Origin of the sequence: Paraburkholderia aromaticivorans, from assembly GCF_002278075.1 — a bacterium.
Classification (GTDB): Bacteria; Pseudomonadota; Gammaproteobacteria; order Burkholderiales; family Burkholderiaceae; genus Paraburkholderia; species Paraburkholderia aromaticivorans.
Map to the genome: position 1 here is coordinate 2687176 of NZ_CP022989.1, position 12754 is coordinate 2699929.

General features: G+C 64.9%; 11 protein-coding genes. 8 read left to right on the plus strand and 3 right to left on the minus strand.

The features are described 5' to 3' along the window. Positions 1-19: 19 nt before the first annotated feature. The 7 genes from CJU94_RS12295 to ftsB all read left to right on the plus strand — a co-directional run bounded on the left by CJU94_RS12295 (position 20) and on the right by ftsB (position 9194). Positions 20-808, plus strand: coding sequence for a TatD family hydrolase (locus CJU94_RS12295; protein ID WP_095418918.1), 789 nt, complete (start codon positions 20-22; stop codon positions 806-808). A 111-nt stretch (positions 809-919) separates the two neighbouring features. Continuing rightward, positions 920-3544, plus strand: a complete 2625-nt coding sequence (locus CJU94_RS12300) for a DNA internalization-related competence protein ComEC/Rec2 (protein ID WP_095418919.1) — start codon at positions 920-922, stop codon at positions 3542-3544. Positions 3545-3697: 153 nt separating this feature from the next. Next, positions 3698-4501 (plus strand): alpha/beta fold hydrolase, encoded by an 804-nt coding sequence (locus CJU94_RS12305; RefSeq protein ID WP_095418920.1) that lies wholly within the window; start codon positions 3698-3700, stop codon positions 4499-4501. 174 nt (positions 4502-4675) lie between these two features. Beyond that, positions 4676-6349, plus strand: a complete 1674-nt coding sequence (locus tag CJU94_RS12310) for a CTP synthase (protein WP_095418921.1) — start codon at positions 4676-4678, stop codon at positions 6347-6349. After that, the gene (kdsA, locus tag CJU94_RS12315) at positions 6346-7200 is read left to right on the plus strand and encodes a 3-deoxy-8-phosphooctulonate synthase (RefSeq protein WP_095418922.1); all 855 of its coding nucleotides are present in this window, start codon (positions 6346-6348) and stop codon (positions 7198-7200) included. The genes CJU94_RS12310 and kdsA overlap by 4 nt, the downstream gene beginning before the upstream one ends. A gap of 165 nt (positions 7201-7365) precedes the next feature. Then, entirely contained in the window at positions 7366-8649 is a 1284-nt protein-coding gene (gene eno / locus CJU94_RS12320) for a phosphopyruvate hydratase (RefSeq protein WP_042322785.1), read from the plus strand. Positions 8650-8756: 107 nt separating this feature from the next. Further along, the gene (gene ftsB, locus CJU94_RS12325; protein WP_095418923.1) at positions 8757-9194 is read left to right on the plus strand and encodes a cell division protein FtsB; all 438 of its coding nucleotides are present in this window, start codon (positions 8757-8759) and stop codon (positions 9192-9194) included. 121 nt (positions 9195-9315) lie between these two features. Here the strand turns inward: ftsB and CJU94_RS12330 are convergent, their stop codons facing one another. The 3 genes from CJU94_RS12330 to CJU94_RS12340 form a co-directional block, all read right to left on the minus strand. After that, entirely contained in the window at positions 9316-9705 is a 390-nt protein-coding gene (locus tag CJU94_RS12330) for a hypothetical protein (RefSeq protein WP_095418924.1), read from the minus strand. A gap of 195 nt (positions 9706-9900) precedes the next feature. Next, complete coding sequence (hslO, locus tag CJU94_RS12335; protein ID WP_095418925.1) at positions 9901-10851, minus strand: Hsp33 family molecular chaperone HslO; 951 nt, start codon at positions 10849-10851, stop codon at positions 9901-9903. 64 nt (positions 10852-10915) lie between these two features. After that, the gene (locus tag CJU94_RS12340) at positions 10916-11440 is read right to left on the minus strand and encodes a gamma carbonic anhydrase family protein (RefSeq protein WP_095418926.1); all 525 of its coding nucleotides are present in this window, start codon (positions 11438-11440) and stop codon (positions 10916-10918) included. A 330-nt stretch (positions 11441-11770) separates the two neighbouring features. Here CJU94_RS12340 and CJU94_RS12345 point away from each other — a divergent pair, with 330 nt between their 5' ends. Next, positions 11771-12682 carry a ferritin-like domain-containing protein gene (locus CJU94_RS12345; protein ID WP_095420320.1) on the plus strand — a complete coding sequence of 304 codons (912 nt, stop codon included), beginning with the start codon at positions 11771-11773 and terminating at the stop codon, positions 12680-12682. Positions 12683-12754 lie beyond the last annotated feature (72 nt).

Genomic DNA, 12754 nt, shown 5'->3' on the forward strand with positions numbered 1-12754 from the left:
GCCGCTAGCGAGACACGTCATGTGGATCGATACTCACTGTCATCTCGATGCTTCGGAATTCGACGCCGACCGCGCGCAGGTCGCGGCGGCGGCGCATCGCGCGGGCGTCGCGCGGATCGTGATTCCGGCGATCGGCCGCGAGAACTTCGCGACGGTGCGCGAACTGGCGCACCGGATCGACGGCGGCGCGTATGCGCTCGGCATCCATCCATTGTTCACCCCGTCGGCGCAGGAGAGCGATCTTGAACTGCTGCGCATGGAAATCGAGGCGAGTCTCGACGATCCTCTCTTTGTCGGCATCGGCGAGATCGGCCTCGATTATTTCGTCGACGGTCTCGACGACGCGCGCCAGCAATTCTTCTACAACGGTCAGTTGCAACTCGCGCGCGAATTCGATCTGCCGGTGATCTGCCATGTGCGCAAATCGCAGGATCAGGTGATCAAGGGACTGCGGCGGCATCAGATTCATCGCGGCATCGCGCATGCATTCAACGGCAGTTTTCAGCAGGCTCAGGCGTATATCGACCAGGGCATGCATCTCGGTTTCGGCGGCAATCTGACTTTCGAGCGCGCGCGGCAAATTCGTCGCCTCGCTGAGCAGTTGCCGTTCGACGCGCTGGTCGTCGAGACCGACGCGCCGGACATCGCGCCTGCCTGGATCTACAGGCAGCGCAATACGCCCGAGCAGATTCCGGCCATCGGCGCGGGCCTTGCGCAATTGCGCGGCATGGCCGCCGACGAAGCCGCCCTAGGCACAACGGCTAACGCGCTCGCCGCGCTGCCGCGGCTCGCACTTTCCTCTGCATAATCGAACCCGGATGGTCTGAGTGGTTCGCGCCGGGCGACACCCACGCCCCGCGGGCTCGCTGACGCCCGCGCGTGGCCGCGGCGTCGCCCGGCGTTTGCTGGCGGAGGGCGGATGCGCGCATGGTGGTGTGGATTTGCGTTGGGCGTGATGTGGCTGCAGCGGCAGGCGGCGCTGCCGGATTGGCTCGCGTTTTGCGGCTTGTTGCTCGTCGCCTGCGCTGCGGTGGTGGCGGTGTGGGGGCTGGGCGATCATGCGAGCGCGCGGGTCGATCACGCTCATGCGGCGGCGCTTACTACGCCCGTGCGCCGCGTCCGCTTCAGCCCGCGCGCGCGTTCGTTCGCCGGCTGGAGCGCGGTGTGGTGCGCGGCGCTGTGCGCGGGCTTCGGCTACGCCGCGCTGCGCTCGGAAATGCGCGTCTCGGTGAGCTTGCCGACCGCGTGGGAAGGCCGCGATATCGAAGTCGTCGGCAATATCAAAGGCTTGCCGTCATATGACGAGAGCGGCGCGCGTTTTTTATTCGAGGTCGAATCAACCGGCGCGCCGATCGACCCTTTTCCGCGTGTGATCCAACTGTCGTGGATCGCCGACGATGCGCCGCCGCCGGTTCTCGAACCCGGCGCCCGCTGGCAGTTGACCGTGCGGCTCAAACGTCCGCATGGCAATGCCAACTTCGGCGTGCGCGATGCCGAGGCCACGCTGCTCGCACGCAACGTGCGGGCTACCGGCTACGTGAGCGTGCCGGCTCAGGCGGTGCGATTGCGCGGCTATGCGCGCGGTGTCGGCGTGCTGGTGGACCGCTGGCGCGCCGCGCTGCGCGCACGGATCGACGCGGTGCTCGGGGACGCGCCGCACCGCGGAATCGTCGTGGCGCTCGCGCTCGGCGCGCAGGACGCAGTGAGCGCCGCGGACTGGCTGCTGATGCGAAACACCGGCACCAGTCATCTGGTGGCGATTTCGGGGCTGCACATCGGCTTTGTCGCGGGCCTGGCGGGCTGGCTCGCGGGCGCGTTCTGGCGGCGTTCCGGGTGGGTCGGCCGCGACTGGCCGTTGCGGCTGCCAGCCCAAGTCGTCGCGATCACGGGCGGCGCGCTGTTCGCCGCGCTGCATGCCGCGCTGGCCGGCTTCAACGTGCCGGCGCAGCGCGCGTTGTGGATGGCGGGCGTCGTCGCGCTCGCGTTTGTCAGCGGGCGCAACGTGGCGCGTTCGGCGGTGCTCGCATGGGCATTGGGGCTCGTGCTGCTGATCGATCCGTGGGCGGTCGTGTCGGCGGGATTCTGGTTGTCGTTCTGCGCGGTCGCCGCGATTCTGTTCGCCACGTCGGGGCGGCCTCATGTGCAGGACCACGAACAGCGCCACGACGATGCGGACGAGGGCGGCGACGCCTCTTCGCGACTAAAGAGACTGCGTGCCGGGTTGTCGCGCCGCGTGCGGGGCGCCGGCGAAAGGCTGCGTGGCGCCGCGCACGTGCAGCTGGCCGTGACGGTCGCGCTCGCGCCGCTCACCGTCTACTGGTTCGCGCAGATTCCGCTCATCGGCCCGCTCGCGAACGCCTTCGCGATTCCATGGGTGAGCTTGCTCGTGACACCGGCGGTACTGGCCGGAGTCGCGCTGCCCGCACCGTTCGACATCCACGCGTGGCACGTCGCGCACGCTCTGCTGGAATGGCTGATAGCGGGCTTGCAGCGGCTCTCGGGTCCTGCGTGGGCGCTCTGGCGCTTGCCGCAACCGGGGGCGTGGACGCTCGCCGCGGCGGCGCTCGGCGTGCTCTGGTGTCTCGCGCCACGTGGCTGGCCGTTGCGCTGGGCCGCGCCGCTGACATGGCTGCCGCTCCTGATGCCGGCGCCGTCCGGGCCGCCGCCCGGCAGTTTCCGCCTCACCGCGCTGGATGTCGGGCAAGGAACTTCGGTGCTGGTCGAAACTGCGCATCACACGCTGTTGTTCGACACGGGACCGGGTCCGGAATCGACTCATGCGGGGGAGCGGGTGGTCGTGCCGTTCTTGCAGGCGCATGGCGTGAGTGCGCTCGATACGCTGATCGTCAGCCACGCCGATTCCGATCATTCCGGCGGCGCGCCCGCCGTTCTGGATGCGATCGAGGTGCGTCAGATGGTGGCGGCATTGGCGCCGTCGAATGCGTTGTGGTCGAACGCGCGGCAGCACGGCGCCGGGACGCTGCCCTGCGCGGCAGGCCAGCGCTGGCAGTGGGACGGCGTCGAGTTCGCGATGCTCTGGCCGGACGCCGGCCCGCTGCAAGGCAAGCCCAACGCGCATTGCTGCGTGTTGCGGGTTAGCACGTCGCCGGCCGCGCCGAGCCAGGCGACCGCGCGCGTTCAAACAGCGCCGCCCGGCATCGTTGCGTTGCTGACGGCGGATATCGAGGCGCCCGTCGAACGCATCCTGCTCGCCCGCGATCGCGGCGCATTGCGGGCGCAAGTGCTGGTCGTGCCGCATCACGGTAGCAAGACCTCGTCGACCGAGCCGTTCCTCGACTCTATCGACCCGCTCGTCGCGCTATTTCAGGTAGGCTATCGCAACCGTTTTCATCATCCGAATGCGGGTGTGTTCGAGCGCTACAAGGCGCGGCGTATCGAGCTCGGGCGCAGCGATACGGACGGCGCGGTGCGGGTCGAGGTGAACCCGAACGGCGCGGCGCGGGCCGGCGCCGCCGGGAACGGCGCCACGCTCACGCTCGATCGTTATCGCGACACACAGCGCCGTTACTGGATGGAGCGCTAACAGGGTCGCTGGTGAAATGCCCGCCGCATGGATAGAAGAAGCGCGAACGAATCGCTCAAGACTCGCCCAAGAAGCGCGCCGCTGTGCGAATTGCCTGCACGCAAGCTCGCACGAAAGCCCCGCACGCAAAAAACAGCACGGAGATAGCCGCAGTTGAAAAACATCATCCACTTCTCGCACGCGAACGGCTTTCCGGCGTCGACCTACCGCACGATCTTCGCCGAACTCGCCGACGACTACGAGCTGCGCTCCATCGAGCGGATCGGTCACGACGCGCGTTTTCCGGTGACACAGGACTGGCCGCACCTGGTCGAGCAGTTGCTCGACGATATCGGCAGAAAGTACGAACACCCGGTGTGGCTGGTAGGGCATTCGCTCGGCGGCTATCTGTCGCTGATGGCCGCGCTGAAGAAGCCGCAGTGGGTGAGAGGGGTCGTGATGCTCGATTCGCCGGTGATCGCCGGCTGGCGCAGCAGCATGCTGCGGGTGTCGCAATGGACCGGCCTCGACGAGCGTCTGTCGCCAGCGGCCGCCACCCGCACGCGCCGCACCCAGTGGGCGAGCCGCGACGAAGCGTGGCGGCACTTTCATTCGAAGCCGGCGTTCGCGCGCTGGGATGAGCGCATGCTGTCCGATTACATCGACTTCGGCATCCCGCAAACGTCGCCCGATGGCTCGCGTTCGCTGGCTTTCGACCGTCGTACCGAGTATCAGATCTACAAAACCTTGCCGCATACGCTCGGCTCGCGGCTCGCCCGGGGCGCGCCGGTGCCGGTGGGGTTCATCGCCGGCACGCGGTCGAAGGAAATCCGCCAGGCCGGTTTGGACGCCACCCGGCGCGCCACCGGCGGTCATGTGGAATGGATCGAGGGCAGCCACCTGTACCCGATGGAAAAGCCGCTCGAAACCGCCCGCGCGGTGCAACGCATGTTGCATGAACTGGAGCGGCGCGCGTGACGCCGCGTTGAGCCCCGCGCCGCGCCGCGGCGCACATGCCTCAGAAAACGGTGCATGATCGACGCGGGGCGACGGCCGCCGTCGCGGCCTATGCGCACGCAGACATCGCTCGGATTTTGCTGGGTTGAGACCCTGCTTTACGGTATAATCCGTTTTTCCCGCGAGCATCCAGCGATGACCAAATATGTTTTCGTCACCGGCGGCGTAGTATCTTCCCTCGGCAAGGGTATTGCCGCCGCTTCCCTCGCCGCGATCCTCGAATCGCGCGGTCTTAAAGTCACCCTCCTCAAGCTCGATCCCTACATCAATGTCGACCCCGGCACGATGAGCCCGTTTCAACACGGCGAAGTGTTCGTGACGGAAGACGGAGCGGAGACGGACCTCGACCTCGGCCACTACGAGCGCTTCATCAGCACGAAGATGCGCAAGGCCAACAACTTCACCACGGGCCAGATTTACGAATCGGTGATCCGCAAGGAGCGCCGCGGCGATTATCTCGGCAAGACGGTGCAGGTCATTCCGCACATCACGAATGAAATCCAGGCGTTCATCGAACGCGGCGCGGCTTCCGCGACGTGCGGTGAGCCGGACGTCGCCATCGTCGAAGTGGGCGGCACCGTGGGCGACATCGAATCGCTGCCGTTCCTCGAGGCCGCGCGTCAGATGAGCCTGCGCATGGGCCGCAACAGTGCGTGCTTCGTGCACCTCACGCTGGTGCCCTGGGTCGCCACGGCCGGCGAACTGAAGACCAAGCCCACGCAGCACAGCGTGCAGAAGCTGCGCGAAATCGGCATCTCGCCGCACGTGCTGCTCTGCCGTGCCGATCGCCGCATTCCGGACGACGAGCGCGCGAAGATCTCCATGTTCTCGAACGTGCCGGAAGACGCCGTGATCTCGGTGTGGGACGCGGACAGCATCTACAAGATTCCGCAAATGCTGCACGATCAAGGGCTGGACGCGATCATCTGCGAAGAGCTCAAGCTCACGCCGAAGGCCGCTGATCTGTCCATGTGGTCCGATCTCGTCGAGAAGCTTCAGCATCCGAAGCACGAAGTCACGATCGGCATGGTCGGCAAGTATGTCGATCTGACCGAGTCGTACAAGTCGCTGATCGAAGCGCTGCGCCATGCGTCGATGCATACGTCGACCAAGGTCAACATCGAATACATCGACTCGGAAGAAATCGAGACACAAGGCGTCGAAAGCCTCAAGCATCTGGACGCTGTGCTCGTGCCGGGAGGCTTCGGCCGTCGTGGCACCGAAGGCAAGATCGCCGCGATCCGTTATGCACGTGAAGCGAAGGTGCCGTATCTCGGCATCTGCCTCGGCATGCAGCTGGCGGTGATCGAATTCGCTCGCGACGTGGTGGGTCTGAAAGACGCGAACAGCACCGAGTTCGATCAGGAAACGCCGAGCCGCGTGGTCGCGCTGATCACCGAGTGGTACGACCGCGAAGGCCGCGTCGAAAAGCGCACGGAAGAGTCGGATCTGGGCGGCACGATGCGCCTCGGTTCGCAACGTTGCCCGATCAAGCCCGGCACGATGGCCGAAGAGATCTATGGCAAGGACGTGAACGAGCGCCATCGCCACCGTTATGAAGTCAATAACCGCTTCGTGCCCCAACTCGAAGCCGGCGGCCTTATCATCAGCGCCCGTACCCCGAGTGAAGATCTGCCGGAAATGATGGAATTGCCGCGCAGCATGCACCCGTGGTTCGTCGGCGTGCAGTTCCACCCGGAATTCACGTCCACGCCGCGTGACGGCCATCCGCTGTTCAAGTCGTTCGTCGAAGCGGCGCTCGCGCATCAGCAGTCGCGCGCGGCGACCGAAGTCGGGGAGAAAGCATGAAGCTTGGTGATTTCGAAATCGGGCTCGACAAGCCGTTTTTCCTGATCGCGGGCACCTGTGTCGTCGAATCCGAACAGATGACGATCGACACAGCCGGCCGGCTGAAGGAAATCTGCGCGAAGCTGAATATTCCGTTCATCTACAAATCGTCGTACGACAAGGCCAACCGCAGCAGCGGCAAGTCGTTCCGCGGTCTGGGCATGGACGAAGGTTTGCGCATCCTGTCCGAAGTGAAGCGTCAACTCGGTCTGCCGGTGCTGACCGACGTTCACGCCGAGCACGAGATCGAGCAGGTCGCCTCCGTGGTCGACGTGCTGCAAACGCCCGCTTTCCTGTGCCGTCAAACGGACTTCATCCACGCTTGCGCGCGTTCGGGCAAACCGGTCAACATCAAGAAGGGCCAGTTTCTCGCACCGCACGACATGAAGAACGTGATCGACAAGGCGCGCGACGCCGCGCGTGAAGCGGGTCTGTCGGAAGACCGTTTCATGGCGTGCGAGCGCGGCGTGTCGTTCGGCTATAACAACCTCGTGTCGGACATGCGCTCGCTTGCGATCATGCGCGAAACCAACGCGCCGGTCGTGTTCGACGCGACTCACTCGGTGCAGTTGCCGGGCGGGCAGGGCACGAGTTCGGGCGGTCAGCGTGAATTCGTGCCGGTGCTGGCGCGCGCCGCGGTGGCGGTTGGCGTGGCCGGCCTTTTCATGGAAACGCACCCGAATCCGGCGCAGGCCAAATCGGACGGTCCGAACGCGGTGCCGCTTCATCGCATGGCCGATCTGCTCGAGACGCTGGTTACGCTCGATCAGGCCGTCAAGCGCGCGCCGTTCCTCGAAAGCGATTTCAACTGATTCAGGCATTCACCGCGTGTCACGATCGGATTGCACAATCGGCACGCGGCGAATGCACGCAATGGTCGTCGAACGTATCGGCGCGCAAGCAGTTTGCCGGGGAGACCGGTCTGCGCCAGATACAGTGTCACAGTAAAGAATTCAACGTCATTTCTTGAGGAAACCATGAGTGCTATCGTAGATATCATCGGTCGAGAGATTCTCGATTCGCGAGGCAACCCCACCGTCGAATGCGACGTGCTGCTCGAGTCGGGCACGATGGGCCGCGCCGCGGTGCCGTCGGGTGCGTCGACGGGTTCGCGCGAAGCGATCGAACTGCGCGACGGCGAAGCCGGCCGTTACGGCGGCAAGGGCGTGCTGAAGGCCGTCGAGCACATCAACACCGAAATCTCCGAAGCGATCATGGGCCTCGATGCTTCCGAGCAGGCTTTCCTCGACAAGACGCTGCTGGAACTCGACGGCACCGACAACAAGTCGCGCCTCGGCGCGAACGCGATGCTGGCTGTCTCGATGGCCGTCGCGAAAGCCGCCGCTGAAGAAGCCGGCCTGCCGCTGTACCGCTATTTCGGCGGCTCGGGCGCGATGCAACTGCCGGTGCCGATGATGAACATCGTCAACGGCGGCGCGCACGCCAACAATAGCCTGGACATCCAGGAATTCATGATCGTGCCGGTCAGCCAGCCGACCTTCCGCGAAGCACTGCGCTGCGGCGCCGAGGTGTTCCACGCGCTGAAGAAGATCCTGTCGGATCGCGGCATGAGCACGGCAGTGGGCGACGAAGGCGGCTTCGCACCGAACTTCGGCAGCAACGACGAATGCCTGTCGACCATCCTGCAAGCCATCGAGAAAGCCGGCTACCGCGCCGGTGAAGACGTGCTGCTCGCACTCGACTGCGCAGCAAGCGAGTTCTACCACGACGGCAAGTACCAGCTGGCTGGCGAAGGCCTGCAACTGTCGTCGACGGAATTCGCGGATTACCTCGCGAACCTGGCCGACAAATTCCCGATCGTCTCGATCGAAGACGGCATGCACGAAAGCGACTGGGCAGGCTGGAAGACGCTGACCGACAAGCTCGGCAAGAAGGTCCAGCTCGTGGGCGACGACCTGTTCGTTACCAACACGCGCATTCTGAAAGAAGGCATCGAGAAGGGCATCGCCAACTCGATCCTGATCAAGATCAACCAGATCGGTACGCTGACGGAAACCTTCGCGGCAATCGAAATGGCCAAGCGCGCCGGCTACACGGCCGTGATCTCGCACCGTTCGGGCGAAACCGAAGACTCGACAATTGCGGATATCGCAGTCGGCCTGAACGCCGGTCAGATCAAGACGGGTTCGCTGTCGCGCTCGGACCGCATCTCCAAGTACAACCAGTTGCTGCGCATCGAAGAAGACCTCGGTGATATCGCCAGCTACCCGGGCAAGTCGGCGTTCTACAATCTGCGCTAATGGCTGGAGTGCTGGCGCTGACCGATGAGCCGGTTATCCTTCGTTTCTGATTGACCCCGCCGCCCTGCGTATAGCGCAGGGCGGCGTGTATTTATTGTGCTTACTTCATGCGGCTTGTCACTGCTGTCCTGATCGTTCTACTGGCGCTAATCCAGTACCCGCTCTGGTGGGGGCACGGCGGCTGGCTGCGCGTGCACGAGTTGCAGCAGCAACTGGCGCAGCAAGTGCAAAAGAATGCCGACTCGAAGCTGCGCAACGAGCGCATTCAAGGCGAAGTGCAGGATCTGCAGAACGGCACGGCCGCTGTCGAGGAACGGGCACGCTACGAAATGGGCATGGTGAAGGACGGCGAAGTGTTCGTGCAGTTCGTGTCGCCGAATGCGCCTTTGCCGACGGCGAACACGCCATCGGTCACTACGTCCACGCGTGGCGAGATGTCGGCAGCGCCGCTGCATGTGGTGCCGAATCCGGAATCGCGCGCCAAGCCGGATCGCAAACACGGCGGCAAAGCGGCCGCGAACGCGAAGAAACCTCCTGCGCACTGAGCTTCTTCGCAGCGTAACGGGTCAGTACGAATGGCGCAAAAAAGCACGGTTCTCACCGTGCTTTTTTTGTTTGGCCTCGCTCACCGGACTGGGATCGTCGCGCGCGTGAGCTTGCCGCCGCTTACCAGCCCCAGTACGGGCCGTAACCGACGCCGATCCCCGTACCCCAGCCGTGCCCCCAACCGCCACCGTAATAGCTGCCGTACACGCTGACGGGCGGCGTGTAGTAACGCGACCACGCCTGCGCCGCATTTTCGGCGGCGATTGCCTGGTTCTGCTCGGCCATGACCTGCTGGTCGATCGCATCGTAGCGCTGCCGCTCGGCAGGCGTTAGCGGCTGGGCGGTGCTGGCGGCGCCTGACTGATTGGCGGGCAGGCGGCTGTAAATCGGCGACGGGCCCGGCGGGTCCATCATGCAGCTGGCCAGCATGCCACTGCCGACGACCGCAGCCAGCACGGCGGCCGCGCGCGTATGACGAAGCAGCGGTATCAATGAAGCAGGGTGGTTCATGTTCTATCTCCATTGGTCGGACGCCTAAGCAAACCACGCGCCGCCTGCACCGCCAATGATTCAACGCAACGATCAAAGGTACTGCGCCGCCCGGGCCCTGAAAAGGCAGCGGGCGGCGCAGTATTTTTGCTGCCGTCATGCGGGGGTGATGGAGCAGCGTTCGGCGCGCAGAAAGCCCGCGCGCCGGCGACCCGATTAATGCCGCTGGTCAGCCGCGGGCGTCACACCTTGTGAGAGCGCATCGGCGACAAAAAGTTGCGCCACGTCCACCGGATCGAACTCGTAACGCTGATTGCAGAACTCGCAATGAATCTCGACGTGCCCGCGTTCTTCAAGTACGCCGTCCACCTCCTCGCGGCCCAGCATCTTCAGCATGCCGCCCACCTTCTCGCGCGAACACGTGCACTCGAAGCGTGCCTTCGCCGGTTCGAAATGCTGAACGTTTTCCTGCCAGAAGAGGCGCCGGAAAATCGTTTCCGGGTCTTCCTTCAGCAGCTCGTCTTGCGACATCGTGCCGCCCAGCGTGCAGACACGCTCCCACGTGTCTGCGTCCAGTTCGCCCGGATGCGGGACGATGCCGCCGTCGCCCGGCAATTTTTGCAGCAGCATGCCGACGGCGCGCTCGGTGTTCGCCGCGAGCCACAGGCGCGTGTCGAGCTGTTCCGAATGGTGCATGTAATGCTCGAGCACTTCGGCCATGGAGCTAAGCGGGCCATCCGAGCCCGACAACGGCACGATACTTTGATACGGTTGCTGACCGGGCTGCTTGTCGGCCGGGTCGAGCGTGATGACGCAGCGGCCGTGACCGCTCGCGTTCAACAGATCGACCATGCTGGTCGTCTCGCCGATCACGTTGGCCGCTTCGCCCGACAGCTTGGCGGTGGCGCGCATCGAGAGGTCGGAGCCGCACTGCACCACCAGCATCTTGACCGGGCCGTCGCCGAAAATCTGCATGATGAGCGTGCCGTCGAACTTGAGATTCGCCGACAGCAGCGCGCACGCCGCCATCATTTCGCCCAGTACCGTGCGCACCGGCGCCGGATAATCGCGGCGTGTCAGGACTTCCTGCCACGTATTGCGCAGCGAAACGATCTCGCCGCGCACCGGCGCCGCGCTGAACATGAATTTTTGCAACTGGTCGCTCACAACTTTTCCTCGGTCGAATGACGCGGCGTGATGCCGCGCCGTGCGCGCCGCGCGCTCCGGCTGGTTAGCCGATGCGCACGAGCTGCGCCTTGTAATATCCGCGGCGCTCGGCATACGTTGCCGTGCCGCGCTGCATGTTGGCGATATCCGTCTCGGTCAGTTCGCGCACCACCTTGGCGGGCGCGCCGAGAATCAGCGAATTGTCGGGAAACACCTTGCCTTCGGTAACGATGGCGCCCGCTCCGACCAGACAGTTGCGGCCGATCACCGCGCCATTCAAGACCACGGCCTGAATTCCGATCAGCGAGCCCTCCTTGATCGTGCAGCCATGCAGCATGACCTGGTGGCCGATCGTCACGTTCGGCTCGACCGTCAGCGGAAAACCGGGGTCGGTGTGCAGCACGGCGTTTTCCTGCACATTGCTGCCGGCGCCGATGGTGATGGGCTCGTTGTCGCCGCGAATCGTCGCGCCGAACCAGACGCTGGCGTTTTCCTCCAGCGTGACGTTGCCGATGATGCTGGCTGAATCCGCGACGAATACGCTTTCATGGATGGTCGGGGCGGCTTCGCCAAGCTTGTAAATGGTCACAATGTCTCCTCTGGAACGGTCGCTACGTAGGCTGGATTCGGGTGCGAAACTGGCCGGATGTCTTGTGCCGCCGGGCTGTCCCGCTGCACCAGTATTCCGGCCGCGTTGGATGGCCGTCGAATCGAGTATTGTAAACGGTTGTGTGGTTCAGTCGCTTGGCGCGGCTGCAGGGATCTGCGCTGCCGCGTGGTGCGGGCGGCCGTTTGCGTGGCCGCGCCGCCACCGCGGTTGCGAAGACCGCGTGCCGACGTGCCGGTGTCCCGCTTCGCCGTTTCCTCGGCCTCCGCGCTTTTTGCCTTGTTTGCCGTTTCCTTTGTCGATTCGTTTCCCATGATGTCTGCCGCTCCGTTCGCGTCATTCGTTCCAGCTGAGTCACCCGTCGCCGATCTCGGGCGGCGAGCCCATTGCGCGCGCACCGCGGCACTCGCCGCATTGTGCGAAGCCGATCCGGCCGCCAAGGCCGCCGCGGCCCGCGCGCTCTACGCCGCCGTGCTCGCAGGCGGCGTGGCGTGCGCCGCAGACCTCGAACTCGACGAACCCGCCGGTCTGCCCGGCCGTCCCGCGCGGCCTGAACTGGTCGATCCGCGCCATTTGAAGCGGCGCAGCATGCAATCGCCGCAAGGGCGCGCGGTTTTGCTGCACGCGCTCGCGCACATCGAATTCAACGCCATCAATCTCGCGCTCGACGCGGTCTGGCGCTTTGCCGGCATGCCCACCGCGTTCTACACCGACTGGCTCAAAGTCGCCGCCGAAGAGGCATATCACTTCTCGCTGCTGGCCGTGCGCCTTGCGGAGTACGGTCATGTCTACGGCGACTTTCCGGCTCACGACGGCCTGTGGGACATGTGCGAGCGCACGCGCGGCGACGTGCTGGCGCGCATGGCGCTGGTGCCGCGCACGCTCGAAGCACGCGGCCTCGACGCCTCGCCGCCGATCCGCGCCCGTCTGCTGCAGGCGGGCGATCAGGCGTCGGCGGCGATTCTCGACGTGATCCTGCGCGACGAAATCGGCCACGTGCTGATCGGCAACCGCTGGTTCCGGCACCTGTGCGACGCCAGCGGCCTCGACCCTCACCCCACGTATACCCGCCTCGCCGACCAGTATCACGCACCGAAATTACGCGGTCCGTTCAATTTCGACGCGCGCCGCGACGCAGGGTTCGATGAAGCGGAACTGGCCGAACTGGCAGCCCTCGCGGGGCTCGACGCGCCGGACGCGACGCCGCCCGCCACCGCCGACTGAGGTTTCCTTCGCAATCCGGCTCCGCGCGTTGTCCGGCTATCTCGTTATAATCGAACGATCATTCTTTTTTTT